This window comes from Actinoplanes missouriensis 431 (assembly GCF_000284295.1).
Classification (GTDB): domain Bacteria; phylum Actinomycetota; class Actinomycetes; order Mycobacteriales; family Micromonosporaceae; genus Actinoplanes; species Actinoplanes missouriensis.
The window spans coordinates 4,983,719-4,999,711 of record NC_017093.1 but is presented as its reverse complement, the minus strand read 5'-3'; the positions used below and the strand labels follow the sequence as shown (position 1 = coordinate 4,999,711).

Below are 15,993 nucleotides of genomic sequence, written 5' to 3'. Positions count from 1 at the left end.
TCAGGGCGCGGGCGCGCCGGTGATCTCGCGGGCCAGCGCGACCAGCTCCGGCACCGCCGGGTGGCGCGGCGGGTCCGGCCACGCGAGGCGGACCGGGACCGGCGGGGCGTCCGGCACCGGGATGTAGACGACCGCCGGATGGGTGTACATCACCGGGGTCGCCGTGCTGGTCAGCCCGACCGCCCGCCCGGCGATGACGGTCGCCAGCCAGTCGTCGGTGTTGGTCACCTCCACGCTGCCGACCGGCGTGCTGCCGGGGGGCCAGAGGTCGAGCCCGGTGATGCCGGCGACCGTGTTCACCGCGATCGGCTCGGCGGCCAGTTCGGCGAGGGTGAGGTGGGTTCGCCCGGCGAGCGGGCTGTCCGAGGGCACCGCCGCGAGCCGGCTCTCGGTGAGCAGCGGCAGCACCCGGAATCCGGGCAGCTCGGCGGGTCCCCGGACGATCGCGGCGTCGACGACGCCACGGGTCAGGCCGGCGTCGCGCTCGTCGACGCGGAGCAGTTCGAGCGGCGTCCGGGGGTGTTCCTGCTTCCAGCGGCGCAGCAGCGTGGTGGTGTGCACGCCGAGCGCGGACCAGGCGTGCCCGAGCCTCAGCGGCCAGGTGCCGGCGCGGGCGGGGTCGAGCACGTCGTCGACGGCGGCGACCGCGGCGGCCGCGCGGACCCGGAACGCGTGACCGGCCTCGGTCAGGTGCAGATGGTGGGTGGAGCGGTCGACGAGGCGTACCCGGAGATGGTCTTCCAATTGGCGCAGGGTGCGGGAGAGAGCCGGCTGGGTGACGTGCAGCTCGGCCGCCGCCCGGGTGATGCCTTCGGCCGCGGCGATGGCGAGAAAGGCCCGCAGATGCCGGAGGTCCGCGGTCATCGCGAGCCGTCAGAGAACCGCGAGCCCTCAGAGAGTCGCGAGCCGTCAGAGAGTCGCGAGCCGTAAGAGGAGCGCGAGCCGTAAGAGGAGCGCGAGCCGTAAGAGGAGCGCGAGCCCGCGAGGGAGACGGTCATAACTTCAGAGCATAACGGCCGGGAAACCGGCATTTCACAGCACAGCGTCCCTGCTGGAAACGTGACCGCCGTGCGAACGAGAAGCGGTCCCGCCCTGGTCCTGGCGAGCGTGGTGTCCCTGCAGTTCGGCGGCGCCGTCGCCGCGCGGCTCTTCCCGGCCGCCGGGGTGCACGGCGTGGTGGCGCTGCGCCTGACGATCGCCGCGCTGATCCTGCTCGCGGTCTGCCGCCCGAGGGTCCGCGGGTACGACTCCGGGGACTGGCTGTCGATCGGCGCGTTCGGGGTGGCGCTCGCCGGGCTCAACACGCTCTTCTACCACGCGATCGACCGGATCCCGATGGGCACGGCGGTCACCCTCGAGGTGCTCGGCCCGCTCACCCTCTCGGTGATCACCGCCCGGAGCCGGCAGGGCTGGCTCTGGGCCGGCCTGGCGCTGGCCGGCGTCGCGCTGCTGGGCCGGTCCGGTCTGGGCCGCCTCGATGTGGCCGGGGTCGTCTTCGCGCTGGGCGCGGCGGTGATGTGGGCCGCCTACATCGTGCTCAGCGCCCGCGTCGGCCACCGTTTCCACAAGGCCGACGGCCTGGCGCTCGCGGTCGCCGCCACCGCCGTGATCATGCTGCCGTCCGGGATCGCGGAGGCCGGGACCACGCTGCTCGACCCGCGCGTCGTGGCGATCGGCGCGGTGGTGGCGGTGCTCGCGTCGGTGCTGCCCTACACCTGCGAGATGCTGGCACTGCGCCGGATGCCGACGACCACGTTCGCGGTGCTGATGAGCCTCGGCCCGGCGGTCGCCGCGCTCGCCGGGTTCCTGCTGCTCGGCCAGGATCTCGCCGTGCTGGAGTGCCTGGCGATCGCCTTGGTCGTCGCGGCCGGGATGGGTGCGGTCAGAGGAGCGTCGCCCGCGCGCACTCGGTCACGTACGGCAGCTCGTAGGACGCCCGTCCCAGCAGCTCAGGATGCGTAGCGATGAGCTGCCGCACCTGCGCCAGCACCGCCGCGCGCTCGTCGGCCGGCAACAGGATGATGCGGCTGCGGGACGCCACCATGTCCAGCAGCGCGTCCGCCGCGATCGTGTGCGCCCACTCGAACTCGGTCGTCTCCACCGGCCCGAACGGCGGACCCATCCGCGGTTCCCGGCCCTCCTCGGCGCTTCCGATGATCGTCCCCAGCCGGCGCACCCAGTCGGACCGCTCGTCGCGCACGTTCCAGATCAGCCCGAGCCGGCCGCCCGGCGTCAGCACCCGCGCGATCTCCGGCAGCGCCCGTGCCGTGTCCACCCAGTGCCAGGCCTGCGCCACGAGCACGACGTCGGCCGACCGGTCCGGCAGCGGGATGCTCTCGGCGCTGCCCAGCAGCGCCGGAACGTCCGGCAGCACCCGCCGCAGCTCGGCCAGCATGCCCTCGGACGGATCGACGGCCGTGACGTCGAGGCCGCGCTCGCGAACCAGCCGGCTCAGCTTGCCGGTGCCGGCGCCGAGGTCCAGCACCCGCGGTTCGCCGCCGGGCAGGAGCCAATCAAGAGCCTTCCCCGGGTACGGGGGACGCCCGCGCTCATAAGCATCAGCGGCCGTCCCGAACGAGCCGGCCCGAGGATCCATCATGTTGATGATCTTATCTGGATCGAGGCGTCGTCACGGCGTACCCCATGTGCGATCTGGTTTGAAAGCGCCACAAGCCGGGCACGAAACTCCCCGAAGGCACGACCAAGGAGGGTTTCGATGAGCTTCACCGACAAGGTCAAGAACAAGGCCGAGGAGCTGACCGGCAAGGCGAAGCAGGGCGTCGGCGAGGCGACCGACAACGAGCGCCTCTACGCCGAGGGCCAGGCCCAGGAGACGGCCGCCCACGCCAAGCAGGCCGGCGAGCACGTCAAGGACGCGGGCCGCGACGTCCGCGACGCCTTCAGCTGACCGTTCCACAGGTGAAGGGCCCGGCTCGTGCCGGGCCCTTCGTCATGCCGCCTGCTGCTGCTTGCGCCACCAGTCCTGGCCGGAGCGGGGGAGTGTGTCGATCGGGTCGTAGTACGCGTACTGCTTCGAGAGCGCCTCGCTGTCGTCCGCCTCGATCGACGTGCGGTAGTTCTTGGTCCAGTAGGAGATGCCGTGCTCGCGGTCGTAGTCGGCGACCATGTGCACCCAGCGCTTGCCGACGAACGGGACGTCGCAGACGATCCGCGGCGTGGCGTAACCAGGCAGGTAGCCCATCAGGTCGTGCTGGAGCTGCTGGGCGTGCCAGACCGGGACCCGCCAGTGCTCCGCGTTCGGGATCATGTCGCACATGTAGAAGTAGTACGGCAGGATCCCGGCCTCGCCCTGCAGCGCGAAGCAGAGGTCGAGCAGGTCCGGGGCGGTGGCGTTGACGCCGCGCATCAGCACGCCCTGGTTGCGCACGTCGCGCACGCCCACCTCGAGCAGGGTCCGGGTGGCCTTCGCGACCAGCGGGGTCAGCGAGTTCACGTGGTTGACGTGGGTGTGCACGGCCAGGTTGACGCCGCGGCGCTCGGCGGTCACGGCGACCCGGTGCATGCCCTCCACGACGTCGTCCTGCAGCCAGTGCTGAGGCAGGCCCATCAGCGCCTTGGTGGCGAGCCGGATGTCGCGGACCGTCGGCACCGAGAGCAGACCCATCAGGTACGCCTCGAGCTGTTTCCACGGCACGTTCGCCACGTCGCCGCCGGAGACGACCACGTCCCGTACGCCGGGGTGGTTCTTCAGGTAGTCGAGGTGGGCCGCGTAGCGGTCGACCGGTTTCTCCAGCAGCCGCAGTTTGCTGACCGTCGGGGTGCTGTTGCCGACCAGGTCCATCCGGGTGCAGTGCCCGCAGTACTGCGGGCAGGTGCTGAGCAGCTCGGCGAGGACCTTCGTCGGGTACCGATGGGTGAGGCCCTCGGCGACCCACATGTCGTGCTCGTGCAGGGAGTCGCGGGTGGCGTGCGGGTGTGACGGCCAGTCGAGCTGGCGGTCGGTGGCGACCGGGAGCATGTACCGCCGGACCGGATCGGCGTAGAACGTGGCGGTGTCCGGCACCTGGTCCGGGACCATCGTGTTGATCATCTGCGGCGGCAGCAGCATCGACATGGTGGCCAGGCGCTGCTGGTCGGTCTCCAGGTCCGCGTAGAACGTCTCGTCGAGCAGGTCGCCCATGACGGCACGCAGCTGCTTCGCGTTCTTCACGCAGTTCACCCGCTGCCACTGGGCGGAGGCCCACTGGTCCGGCGTGACGTCACGCCACCCGGGGAACCGTGTCCAATCCGGCTCGACGAGCTCGCGTCGGCGGTACTCGTAGGGCTGTCCCACTTCCAGCACGGGTCCTCCCAGGCGTCGTCGGCTGGCCCACCACGCTAACGGATAATCTCCGGTCTAGTAACCATGTTGACGGAGGATTTACGGTCAGGCAGGGTTTCGGGACGATTGTTTCACGCGAGGAGGGTGTCGGGGATGGGATCTGTCGGACTGGGCCGGGTGCTCGAACCGGCTGGCGTGCTGCCCCAGGCGGCCTGGCGGCTGGACGCCTCACCCGAGATCGGCCCGGACGAGGTGCGGATCCGGGTGCGCCGGCTCAACCTCGACGCCGCGAGCTACCGGCAGCTGGCCGAGAAGCACGCCGGCGACGGCGCCGCGATCCGTGCCGAGGTGTGCGAGATCGTCGCGACGCGCGGCAAGATGCACAACCCGGTCACCGGCTCCGGCGGCATGCTGATCGGCGTGGTCGACGAGGTCGGGCCCGGCTCGCCGCTGCCCGTCAAGCCCGGTGACCTGGTCGCCACGCTGGTGTCGCTGACGCTCACCCCGCTGCGGATCACCGACGGCCTGGCCGGGTGGGACGGGCTGAGCGAGCAGGTGCCGGCCGAGGGCACCGCGATCCTCTTCGGCCGCTCGATCGTCGGGGTGCTCCCCGACGACCTGCCGCCGGAGCTGGCGCTCGCCGTCTACGACGTCTGCGGGGCGCCGGCGCTCACCGACCGCGTGATCCGGGGCTACGGCCGGCCGGTCACGGTGGCGGTCCTCGGCGGCGCCGGCAAGAGCGGGTCGCTCACGCTGGCGGCGGCGCGGGCGGCGGGGGCGCGTACCCGGGCCGTGGTGGTCTCCGCGGCCGAGCGTGACGCGCTGCTCGCGGCCGGACTCGCCGACGAGATCGCGATCGCCGACGCCCGCGACCCGGTCGCCGTCGCCGCGGCGGTCGGCGAGCCCGCCGACATCACCGTGGTCTGCGTGGACGTGCCCGGTTGCGAGCACGGCGCGATCCTGGCCACCGCACCCGGCGGAACCGTGATCTTCTTCTCGATGGCGACCAGCTTCCCGGCGGCCGCGCTCGGCGCCGAGGGACTCGCCGCGGACGTGACGATGCTGATCGGGAACGGGTACGTGCCGGGGCACGCCGAGTTCGCGGTCGGACTGCTGCGGCGTGTGCCGGAGGTGCGGGCACTGTTCGAGGCGAGGATCGCGGGAGACTGATCCCATGACAGAGCTTCCCCGCGGCGGAAAACCGATGCAAAACCACGTCAAGACTCCCTCCGTCCGTTACACCAACGGCCGCATCTACTCCGCCGCCGACCCGCGCGCCACCGCGATGCTGGTCCGCGGATCGTCGATCGCGTGGCTCGGCGACACCGCCGACGCGCCCGCCGCCGACCGCACCGTCGACCTGGCCGGCGCGCTGATCACCCCGGCGTTCGTGGACGCGCACCTGCACGCCACCGACACCGGCCTGGCGTTCGACAGCCTCGACCTGTCGGGGGTGCGCTCGGCGGGCGAACTGCTCGACGCGGTGGCGGCGTTCGCGGCGGACCGGCCGGCCGGCGCGGTGGTGCACGGGCACGGATGGGACGAGTCGACCTGGGCCGAGCAGACCCCGCCGGCCGCGGCCGAGCTGGAGCGGGCCGCGGGTGGCCGGCGCGTCTACCTGACGCAGGCGTCGGTGCACTCGGCGCTGGTGTCGTCGTCGCTGCTGCCGGCCGCCGCCGGCGTCGAGGGATACGACGAGTCCGGCTGGGTGCGGGAGCAGGCACACCACGCGGTACGCGCGGTCGCGCTCGGCTCGCTCACCGCCGGTCAGCGGACCGCGGCGCAGGCGACGGCCCTGTCCCGCGCCGCCGAGCTGGGCATCGCGGCCGTGCACGAGTGCGGCGGCCCCGGCACGTCCAGCGAGGCCGACTTCGCCTCGGTGCTCGCCCTCTCCGGCCGCGGCCTGCCGAAGGTGTACGGCTACTGGGGTGAGCTGGGCGGCGCCGACAAGGCCCGGGAGCTGGGCGCGCACGGCGCGGGCGGCGACCTCTACGCGGACGGCGCGTTCGGCTCCCGGACCGCCTCGGTGCGCCACGCGTACGCCGACGGCGACCACGGCTGCGGCGAGGCCTTCCTCACCGCCGACCAGGTCGCCGAGCACCTGCTGGACTGCGTGCGGGTCGGTTTCCAGGGCGGGTTCCACGCGATCGGCGACGCCGCCATCGGGACCGTCCTGGAGGGGTTCGCGCTCGCCGCCAAGCAGGTCGGCGTGGACCGGCTGCGCGAGGGCCACCATCGCATCGAGCACGTCGAGCTGATCGACAAGGCGATGATCGCCCGGATGGTCGAGTTCGGGGCGATCGCCTCGGTGCAGCCGATCTTCGACGCGCTCTGGGGCGGGCCGGACCGGATGTACGCGCAGCGCCTCGGCGTGGAGCGGGCGATGGCCACCAACCCGATCGGCGCGATGCACGCGACGGGCGTGACCCTGGCGTTCGGTTCGGACTCGCCGGTCACGCCGCTCGACCCGTGGGCGACGGTGGTCGCCGCGGCCGCCCCGCGCAACCCGGTCTACCGGATGAGCGTGCGGTCCGCGTTCGCGGCCAGCACCCGCGGCGGCTGGCGGGCGGCCGGGATCACCGACCGGGTCGGGGTGCTCGCCCCCGGGCACTCGGCGACCTTCGCGGTGTGGGAGACGCCGGGCGGCGTCCAGGACGGGCTTCCGGCGCTGCTGCCGGACATCGAGGGCGTGACGCCGGCGCGGCCGGTGTGCCGGCGCACGGTGCTGCACGGCGAGACGATTTTCGAGGAGTAGACGAGTGGCCGGAAAACTGGATCTCGACCCGCGCATCGTGGCGCGGGCACGGGCCCTGGCGGCGCGGGCCGGGCAGCCCGTCGTCGACCTGGCGCGATCGCACACCACCGTGTCGGTGGAGCGGGCGGTGCTGCGCCTGGCCGGGGTGACCGGCGCCGACCCGGACGGCATCCCCTGGGTGAACCGCCTGGTGGACGCGGTCCGCGCGGACGTCGGCCTGGGCCACGGGGTGGCGGTTCCGGTTTTCCACGCCTTGGCGTCGGCGGGCGCCGGCGATCTCACCACGCTGGCGCAGAAGGCCGCCGCCGGCTCGGTCCGGTTCACCCTGCCCGACCGCAAGGCGGAGGTCACTTCGGCGCGGCGGGCCGCGGCCCGGGCGGCGCGCGCCGGCCTCACGGTGGTCGACCGGCAGCGGGCCGCCCGGGACCGGATGATCGCCCGGCACGGCGACCCGGAGCGGCGGCCCTGGATCTATCTGATCGTCGCGACCGGCGACATCTACGAGGACATCCCGCAGGCCCAGGCGGCGGCGCGGGCCGGCGCCGACGTGATCGCGGTGATCCGCTCGACCGGGCAGTCGCTGCTCGACTACGTGCCCGAGGGCGCCACCCGGGAGGGGTTCGCCGGCACCTACGCCACCCAGGAGAACTTCCGGCTGATGCGGGCGGCGCTCGACGAGACCTCCCGCGAGCTGGGCCGCTACATCCGGCTGACGAACTACGCGTCCGGGCTGTGCATGCCGGAGATGGCCGTGATGGCCGGCATGGAACGCCTCGACATGATGCTCAACGACTCCATGTACGGGATCCTGTTCCGCGACATCAACCCGATCCGCACCTTCGTCGACCAGCGGTTCTCCCGTCAGGTGCACGCCCGCGCCGGGATCATCATCAACACCGGCGAGGACAACTACCTGACGACGGCGGACGCGGTGGAGGCCGCCCACACCGTGACGGTGTCGCAGCTGCTCAACGAGTTCTTCGCGCACGAGGCGGGGCTGGCGGACTGGCAGCTGGGGCTCGGCCACGCCTTCGAGATAAATCCGGATCTGCCCGACTCGTTCCGGCTGGAACTGGCACACGCGCTGCTCGCCCGCGAGCTGTTCCCCGACGCGCCGCTGAAGTGGATGCCGCCGACCAAGCACATGACCGGCGACGTCTTCCGCGGCAACCTGCTGGACGGCTTCTTCAACCTGGCCGGCGCCCTCACCGGCCAGGGCATCCTGCTCGTCGGCATGATGACCGAGGCGGTGGTGACGCCCTGGCTCTCCGACCGCGACATCGCGCTGCAGAACGTCCGTTACGTGCTCAACGGGGCCGGCAACCTGCACGAGGACTTCACGCCCGGCCCGTTCATCCGGGGCCGCGCGAACCAGGTCCTCGCCGAGGCCATCGAGCTGCTCGACCGCATCGTCGACGACACCCTGCTCGACGCGATCGCCGACGGCACGTTCGGCATCATGAAACGCCCGGCCGACCGCGGCAAGGGCCTCGACGGCGTCGCGCGCCAGGAGGACGGCTACTACAACCCGGTGACGGAGGTCCTGCAGTGAGCATCGTCCGGCCGTACGGGGACACCACCGGGGACGGGATGGTGCAGCTGTCGTTCACGCTGCCGATTCCGCACGACAAGCGGGCCGAGGGGGCCGCCCTGCAGCTCGCCGGGAAGATGGGGATGGACCCGGCGATGCTGGTGCACGCCAAGGCGATGGGCGACGGGTACACGTTCTTCGTCGTCTACGGCAAGGTGAGCCATCTCGTCGACACCGACGCCGTGCAGGTGGTCGAGCGGGACTTCCCGCTGCTCAGCCCGAAAGAGGTGAACGCGGCGATCAAGCGGGTGCTGCGGCGGCCGCTGAACGTGGTGGGCGCGTGCATCGGGACCGACGCGCACACGGTCGGGATCGACGCCATCCTGAACCTCAAGGGGATCGCGGGGGAGAAGGGCCTGGAGTACTACTCCGAGCTGTCCGTGACGAACATGGGCGCGCAGGTCTCCGTACCCGATCTGGTGGAGACCGCCCGGGAACGCAGGGCGGACGCCGTGCTGGTGTCGCAGGTCGTCACCCAGCGCGACGCGCACCTGCAGAACACCCGGGCGATGTCCGCCGCGTTCCGTGAGGCGATGCCGGCCGGGAAACGGCCGCTGCTGATCGTCGGTGGCCCGCGGTTCGACGAGCTGATGACCTCCGAGCTCGGCGTCGACCGGATCTTCGGCCGGGGTACCACACCGCGCGAGGTCGCGTCCTACCTGGTCCACGCCGTTCTGGGGAGCCGGAATTGATCACTGTCACGCATCGGCGCTACGTGCCGTACGCGCACGCCCACTACGCCGGGAACCTGGTCGACGGGGCGTACTCGCTCGGCCTGTTCGGGGACGTCGCCACCGAGGTCTGCATCCGGCTCGACGGTGACGAGGGGCTGTTCGCGTCCTACTCCGACGTGCAGTTCAGGGCGCCGGTGCAGGCCGGTGACGTGCTCGAGGTGACCGCGACGGTGGTGCACATGGGCACCCGGTCGCGGCGCATCGAGTTCACCTCCACGGTCGTCTGCCGGGGGACCGGCGGGTCGTCGGCGCAGGTGCTGGCGGAGCCGATCGTCGCCGTCACGGCGGTGGGGACGGTCGTCGTGCCGGCCACGCCGTGACGGCCGTCGTCTGCGTCGACGTCGGGTCCACGTACACGAAAGCCGCCAGGATCGACCTCGTCGGAGGGCGACTGATCCGCCGGGCCGAGGTGCCGACCACCGCGCGATCCGACGTCCTGGCGGGGCTGGACGCGGCCGTCGCGGCCGTGGGCGGCGGCGACGAGCTCCTCGTCTGCTCCTCCGCGGGCGGGGGGCTGAGGCTGGCGGTCATCGGGTACGAGTCGCTGGTCACCGCCGAGGCCGGCCACCGTGTCGGACTGTCGGCCGGCGCCCAGGTGGTGCACGTCGCCGCCGGGCCGCTCAGCGGGACGGGCGTGTCCGCGGTGCGCGCCGCCCGCCCGGACGTGGTGCTGCTGGTCGGCGGCACCGACGGCGGTGACGCGGCGACCCTGCTGCACAACGCCCGGCGGCTGGCGAACGCCCGGTTCCGGGTGCCGGTCGTGGTGGCCGGCAACGCGGACGCCCGGCCGGAGGCGGTCGCGCTGCTGGCAGGGCGCGGGGTGCCGGTCACCGGGACCGGCAACGTGCTGCCGCGGATCGGCGTGCTCGACCCGCTGCCGGCCCGCGCGGCGATCCGGGACGTGTTCCTGCGGCACGTGATCGGCGGCAAGCGGCTGTCGAAGGGGCGGCGCTTCGGCGCGCTGGTGCGCTGCGCGACGCCGGACGCGGTGCTGGCCGGGGTGGAGTCGCTCGCCGACCTGACCGGTTACGGGGTTCTGGTCGTCGACGTCGGCGGCGCGACCACGGACGTGTACTCGGCGCTGGTCCCGGATGCGGAGAGCGAGTCCGGTCCGCGCCGGGACGTGGCCGGGACGCTGTGGCGGGCCCGGACGGTCGAGGGCGACCTGGGGGTGGCCGTCGGCGCGGACGGCACCCGCGCGGCCGCCGTCGCCGAGAAGCTCGCCCCGCCGTCGGGTGACCGGGAGCTGGCGGCCGCGGCGGCGGTGATCGGGTTGCGGCGGCACGCGCGCGGGCACACGCCGGGTCCGGGACAGCCGCGCACCGGCGGCCGCGATCTGCGCGACGTGCGGCTCGTGGTCGGTTCCGGGGGTGTGCTGCGGCATGGCGGCGGCGAGCGGGTGCTGAGCGCGGTCCTCGGCGATCTGGCCGGGGGATGGGCGGTGCCGGAGCGGGCCCGCACGGTGGTCGACGCGGAATACGTCCTCGCGGCGGCCGGGCTGCTGACGGCGGAGCACCCGGAGACGGTGGCGGCGCTGCTCTCCGCCACTTTCAACGTATAGCAGAGACCGGGTCTTGCCGCAAGACCCGGTACGAGGCGCAGAATCGCTGCTCAGGGCGTGTGAGGTGGCGATGATGGGGAGTCTCGGAAGCGTGCGTACGACGATGTTCGACCTGCCGCGGAAGCTGGCGGCGAAAGCCGACCCGGACCTGATCGCCGAGGACGAGAAGCACTTCGCGGCGATCGCGGAGAGCCTGGAGCGCTCGACCCGCGAGCTCGACGCCCGGCTGGAGGCGGCGCGCCGGGCGCCCGCGGGCCGGGGCCGGCAGGCGGTCGACCGGGACGAGGAGGTGCGCCGGCTGGCGTCGCGGCTGCGGCTGCTGCGCCGGTACGGCGCCGACCTCTGCCTCGGGCGGATGGTCGCCGGCGACGGGGCGGAGCCGGTCTACATCGGCCGGCGCGGGCTCACCGACGACAACGGCAACCGGCTGCTGCTCGACTGGCGGTCGCCGGCCGCCGAGCCGTTCTTCGGCGCGACCCACGCCAACCCGATGGGGCTGGTGTTCCGGCGGCGGTACCGCTGGTCGGACGGGCGGATCACGGACTACTGGGACGAGGTGTTCGACGCGGACGGCTTCGCCGGGCACGCGGCCGCCCTGGACGACCAGTCGGCGTTCCTCGCCAGCCTCGGCGGCGCCCGGACCGCCCGGATGCGTGACGTTCTCGGCACCATCCAGGCCGACCAGGACGCGATCATCCGGGCCGGCTCGCGCGGCGCGCTGGTCGTGGACGGCGGACCGGGCACCGGCAAGACCGTCGTGGCCCTGCACCGCACCGCGTACCTTCTCTACTCCGACCCGCGGCTGGGCAACCGGCGCGGCGGCGTCCTCTTCGTCGGGCCGCACGAGCCGTACCTGGCGTACGTGTCGGACGTACTGCCCAGCCTCGGCGAGGACGACGTGCAGACCTGCACCCTGCGCGATCTGGTCCCGGAGGGCGCGGACGCCCGGCCGGAGGCGGCGCCGGTGGCCGAGCTCAAGGCGTCGGCGCGGATGGTGGACGCGGTCGAGGCGGCGGTGCGCTTCTACGAGGAGCCGCCGGCCACCGCGACGATCGACGGCGTCGGCGTGACCACGGGGGACTGGGCGGCCGCGTTCGAGGCCGTCGAGCCCGGCACCCCGCACAACGAGTCCCGCGAGCAGATCTGGGCGGAGCTCGTCGCGATCCTGGCCGACCGGCACGACCTGAGCGAGACGGAGCTGCGCCGCAGCCGGGACCTGCGGGCCGCGCTGAACCGGGCATGGCCGCTGCTGGAGGCGCCCGATCTGATCGCCGATCTCTGGTCGGTCCCGGCCTACCTGCGCCGCTGCGCGCCCTGGCTGGGCGCTGATCAGATCCGCGCGTTGCAGCGGGCCGAGCCGGCCGCGTGGACGGTCGCCGACCTGCCGCTGCTGGACGCCGCCCGGCGGCGGCTCGGCGACACCGGGTTCTCCGCGCGGCAGCGCCGGCAGGAGGCCGACGCGGCGGCCGGGCGGCAGCAGATGGACCGGGTGGTGGACGACCTGATCGCCTCGGCCGTGCACGACGACGGCGAGGGCCTGATGACCATGCTGGTCCAGCAGGATCTGCGGGACAACCTGGCGGACGGGCTGGTCGCGCCGCCCGCCGAGGGGCCGGAGCGGTTCGCCGGGCCGTACGCGCACATCGTCGTGGACGAGGCCCAGGAGCTGACCGACGCGGAGTGGCGGATGCTGCTGCAGCGCTGCCCGTCGCGCAGCTTCACGATCGTGGGGGACCGGGCGCAGGCCGCCCGGCGCCGGTTCACCGAGTCGTGGCAGGAGCGGCTGGCGCGGGTCGGTCTCGGGCGGGTCGAGCTCGCCGCGCTGACGATCAACTACCGGACCCCGCAGGAGGTGATGGACGAGGCGGCGCCGGTGATCCGGGCCGTCCTGCCGGATGCCAACGTGCCGGTGTCGATCCGGCGGGGCGGGGCTCCGGTCGTACACGGGAAGGTCGTCGATCTTGAAAAGGTCCTGCGGGAGCATCGGGAGGGTGTCGCGTGCGTGATCGGGGACCCTGCTTTCGGCGCGCGGGATCGGGTGCGGTCGCTCACCCCCGAGCTGGTCAAGGGGCTGGAGTTCGATCTCGTGGTGCTGATCGACCCGCAGCGATTCGATCCGGTTGATCGTTATGTGGCGATGACCCGGGCGACGCAGCGGCTGGTCGTCCTGACCAGCTGATTCCGGCCGCTCGCCGGGCTTCTCGCCGACTTCGTGGAGGGAAACGGGGGATGACACGCCGACGAACGCGACACGCCGGGAGCCGGGTGACCCGGTTGACAGGTCACGGGTGTCCGGACGTACCGTCTTCAGGTCTTTGTTCACGGCGAGCGGTCATGATCCGTTTCGTTCCTCCACCCACTGGCCGCAGTCCTCGCTGGGGTCGCGCGTTCAGCCAGGTCCAGGGGGTGGAGGTGCGCGGGGCGGGGCGGGCGCCGTCCGCGTTCAGGTGGCTCCTCCGGGGGCTGGGTGATGGCCAGTAGACAACGGCACGACGCGGGCAGCCGGCTCGCGGCGGGTCGGTCCGAAGGTCATCGCAAGCTCACCGGACCCACCGGCCGGGGACAGCGACACCAGATGTACTACAGGGGCGCAGCCAGAGCCGGGCTGCGCCCCTCCGTCTTCGCTGCTAGCACCGGTTTAGCGGTAGCCTGCGCAGCGTGGAAATGACGATGCCGCCGCCCGCCCTCGCCTCACCCGGGCCCGGCGACCCCGCACCCGCGCTGCCACGACCGCTGCGTCTGCCGGTCGCCGCGGCGCTGGCGGTGGCCGCCGGTGCGGCGCTGTTGTTCGCGCTGCCGCCCTACGACCTGTGGTGGCTCTCGCCGGTCGGTGTCGCGCTGCTCGCCGCGGCCGTGCATCGCCGCCGGCTGCGCGCCGGGTTCGGTCTCGGCTTCGTCGCCGGCGCGGTGCTGTTCTTCCCGCTGCTCTGGTGGACCTCGTTCTCCGCCGGCTGGCTGCCCTGGGCGCTGCTCTCCGTCGCGCAAGCCGTGATCATCGGGTTCGCCGGGATGGCGGGCGCCTGGGTGTCGCCGCTCGTGGACCGGTGGCGCTGGACGTGGCCGCTGCTGGCCGGCCTGATCTGGACCGCTCAGGAGGCGCTGCGCGACCGTGCGCCCTTCGGCGGATTCCCCTGGGGCCGCCTGGCCTTCAGCCAGGGCGACGCGCCGACCTTGAAACTTGCGGCGTACGGGGGAGCGCCGCTCGTCACCTTCGTGGTCGCGGCGGCGGGCGGTGCGCTGGTAGCGCTCGTCCTGTCCGTCCCGAGACCGCGGGCGCTGGCCGGATTCGCCCTCGCCGCCGGGGCGCTCCTGGTCGGCCCCGCCGCCCTGCCGCTCACCCCGCCGTCCGGCCCGACCACCACCGTCGCCATCGTCCAGGGCAACGTGCCCCGCCTCGGCCTCGACTTCAACGCCCAGCGCCGCGCCGTCCTGGACAACCACGTCAACGCCACCCGCCGGCTCGCCGGGGAGGTGGCCGCCGGCCGGCAGAAACAGCCCGACCTGGTGGTCTGGCCGGAGAACTCCAGCGACATCGACCCGCTGCGCAACTCCGACGCCGCCGACGCGATCTCCGCGGCCGCCGACCTGATCAAGGCGCCGATCCTGGTCGGCACCCTGCAGCGCACCGACGACCCGGAGGACATCTACAACGTCGGCATCCTCTGGAACCCGGGCACCGGCCCCGACCTCGCCCAGCAGTACGCGAAACGCCACCCCGTGCCGTTCGCCGAGTACATGCCGCTGCGCCCGATCGCCCGGATGGTCACCGACAAGGTGGACCTGGTCCGCAACATGCTCCCCGGCGACCACCCCGGTGTGATCGACGCAGGCGCGGTGACCCTCGGCGACGTGATCTGCTTCGAGGTCGCGTACGACGGCATCGTCCGGGACACCGTCACCGGCGGGGCCCAGTTGCTCGCCGTGCAGACCAACAACGCCACCTTCAACGAGGCCGAGGCGTTACAGCAACTGGCGATGGTACGGCTGCGCGCCGTCGAGCACGGGCGGGAGGCGCTGATGGTCTCCACCGTCGGTGTGTCCGGTTTTGTCGATGGGGAGGGCGGTGTTCACGGGGCCACAGGCTTCAACACCGCGGCGGTGGTGGTGCGTGACATCGCCACGGACGGACCGCGTACGCTGGCGACTCGTTCGGGCAACTGGCCCGAGGTGGTAGCCGTCGCACTGACGGTTGCTGCCCTCGCCGGCGTGCTGCCCCTGCGTCGCCGGCGTGCGAACATCGGCAATGACGGCGAGATTGACTCGGAGGAACGGTGAGCGAGTACCCCGGCGTGGGACGTGTCCTCGTGATCATCCCAACGTACAACGAGGCTGACAACGTACGGGTGATCACCGAACGGGTGCGTAAGGCGGTTCCGGAGGTCGACATCCTGGTCGCCGACGACAACTCACCGGACGGCACCGGCGCGATCGCCGACGAGCTCGCCCTCGCCGATGACCACATCTTCGTCCTCCACCGGGCCGGCAAGGAAGGCCTCGGCGCCGCCTACAAGGCCGGCTTCGCCTGGGCCAAGGACAAGGGGTACGACGCGGTCGTCGAGATGGACGCCGACGGCTCGCACGCCCCCGAGGAGCTGCACCTGCTGCTCGACGCGCTCGGCGACCACGACGTGGTGCTCGGCACGCGGTACATCCCCGGCGGCAGCGTGCACAACTGGCCGGTGCACCGGCTGCTGCTGTCCCGCGGCGGCAACATCTACATCCGGATGGCCCTCGGCATGCCGTTCAAGGACGCCACGGGCGGCTACCGGGCGTACCGGATCGGCGTCCTCGACAAGATCGACGTCGGCACCATCGCGTCGACCGGGTACTCGTTCCAGGTCGAGATGGCGTGGCGGTCGTACCGTCAGGGCTTCCGCATGATCGAGGTGCCGATCACGTTCACCGAACGCGAACACGGCGTCAGCAAGATGAGCGGCAACATCTTCAAGGAACAGCTGCTCAGGGTCACGTTGTGGGGCGCGCAGGCCCGTACCGAGAGCGTGCGCAACCTGTTCGGCCGCAAACCTCGACAGGGGTCGACCTGGCCGTGAGGTGTCATGCTTGACCTCG

14 protein-coding genes are annotated in these 15,993 nt (G+C 72.7%); 11 read left to right on the top strand and 3 right to left on the bottom strand.

Annotation, left to right across the window (positions count from 1 at the left end; genetic code table 11):
* Positions 1-864, bottom strand: a complete 864-nt coding sequence (locus AMIS_RS23435) for a LysR family transcriptional regulator (RefSeq protein ID WP_014444876.1) — start codon at positions 862-864, stop codon at positions 1-3.
* A gap of 204 nt (positions 865-1,068) precedes the next feature.
* On the opposite strand from AMIS_RS23435, the gene AMIS_RS23430 reads away from it, so the two are divergent.
* On the top strand, positions 1,069-1,962 hold the full coding sequence (locus AMIS_RS23430) for an EamA family transporter (RefSeq protein ID WP_231859068.1): 894 nt from the start codon (positions 1,069-1,071) through the stop codon (positions 1,960-1,962).
* On the opposite strand, the gene AMIS_RS23425 is transcribed toward AMIS_RS23430, so the two are convergent.
* Complete coding sequence (locus tag AMIS_RS23425) at positions 1,883-2,599, bottom strand: class I SAM-dependent methyltransferase (RefSeq protein WP_231859067.1); 717 nt, start codon at positions 2,597-2,599, stop codon at positions 1,883-1,885. The genes AMIS_RS23430 and AMIS_RS23425 overlap by 80 nt on opposite strands.
* 117 nt (positions 2,600-2,716) lie before the next feature.
* Here AMIS_RS23425 and AMIS_RS23420 point away from each other — a divergent pair, with 117 nt between their 5' ends.
* Positions 2,717-2,908 (top strand): CsbD family protein, encoded by a 192-nt coding sequence (locus AMIS_RS23420; RefSeq protein ID WP_014444873.1) that lies wholly within the window; start codon positions 2,717-2,719, stop codon positions 2,906-2,908.
* A gap of 42 nt (positions 2,909-2,950) precedes the next feature.
* Here the strand turns inward: AMIS_RS23420 and AMIS_RS23415 are convergent, their stop codons facing one another.
* Entirely contained in the window at positions 2,951-4,303 is a 1,353-nt protein-coding gene (locus AMIS_RS23415; RefSeq protein ID WP_014444872.1) for a KamA family radical SAM protein, read from the bottom strand.
* 132 nt (positions 4,304-4,435) lie between these two features.
* Here AMIS_RS23415 and kdd point away from each other — a divergent pair, with 132 nt between their 5' ends.
* The 9 genes from kdd to AMIS_RS23370 all read left to right on the top strand — a co-directional run bounded on the left by kdd (position 4,436) and on the right by AMIS_RS23370 (position 15,974).
* Positions 4,436-5,452, top strand: coding sequence for an L-erythro-3,5-diaminohexanoate dehydrogenase (kdd, locus tag AMIS_RS23410; protein ID WP_014444871.1), 1,017 nt, complete (start codon positions 4,436-4,438; stop codon positions 5,450-5,452).
* Positions 5,453-5,486: 34 nt separating this feature from the next.
* Positions 5,487-7,037 carry an amidohydrolase gene (locus AMIS_RS23405; protein WP_041830005.1) on the top strand — a complete coding sequence of 517 codons (1,551 nt, stop codon included), beginning with the start codon at positions 5,487-5,489 and terminating at the stop codon, positions 7,035-7,037.
* 4 nt (positions 7,038-7,041) lie between these two features.
* Positions 7,042-8,589, top strand: a complete 1,548-nt coding sequence (kamD, locus tag AMIS_RS23400) for a lysine 5,6-aminomutase subunit alpha (RefSeq protein ID WP_014444869.1) — start codon at positions 7,042-7,044, stop codon at positions 8,587-8,589.
* Positions 8,586-9,320 carry a lysine 5,6-aminomutase subunit beta gene (gene kamE / locus AMIS_RS23395; RefSeq protein WP_014444868.1) on the top strand — a complete coding sequence of 245 codons (735 nt, stop codon included), beginning with the start codon at positions 8,586-8,588 and terminating at the stop codon, positions 9,318-9,320. The genes kamD and kamE overlap by 4 nt, the downstream gene beginning before the upstream one ends.
* Positions 9,317-9,682 (top strand): 3-aminobutyryl-CoA ammonia lyase, encoded by a 366-nt coding sequence (gene kal, locus AMIS_RS23390; RefSeq protein WP_014444867.1) that lies wholly within the window; start codon positions 9,317-9,319, stop codon positions 9,680-9,682. The genes kamE and kal overlap by 4 nt, the downstream gene beginning before the upstream one ends.
* Entirely contained in the window at positions 9,679-10,923 is a 1,245-nt protein-coding gene (locus tag AMIS_RS23385; protein WP_014444866.1) for a glutamate mutase L, read from the top strand. The genes kal and AMIS_RS23385 overlap by 4 nt, the downstream gene beginning before the upstream one ends.
* Before the next feature lie 70 nt (positions 10,924-10,993).
* Positions 10,994-13,102: an RNA polymerase recycling motor ATPase HelR gene (gene helR, locus AMIS_RS23380; RefSeq protein WP_014444865.1), complete on the top strand. Its 2,109-nt coding sequence runs from the start codon at positions 10,994-10,996 to the stop codon at positions 13,100-13,102.
* Between the two features lie 485 nt (positions 13,103-13,587).
* On the top strand, positions 13,588-15,198 hold the full coding sequence (gene lnt / locus AMIS_RS23375; RefSeq protein WP_014444864.1) for an apolipoprotein N-acyltransferase: 1,611 nt from the start codon (positions 13,588-13,590) through the stop codon (positions 15,196-15,198).
* Positions 15,195-15,974: a polyprenol monophosphomannose synthase gene (locus AMIS_RS23370; RefSeq protein WP_014444863.1), complete on the top strand. Its 780-nt coding sequence runs from the start codon at positions 15,195-15,197 to the stop codon at positions 15,972-15,974. The genes lnt and AMIS_RS23370 overlap by 4 nt, the downstream gene beginning before the upstream one ends.
* Positions 15,975-15,993 lie beyond the last annotated feature (19 nt).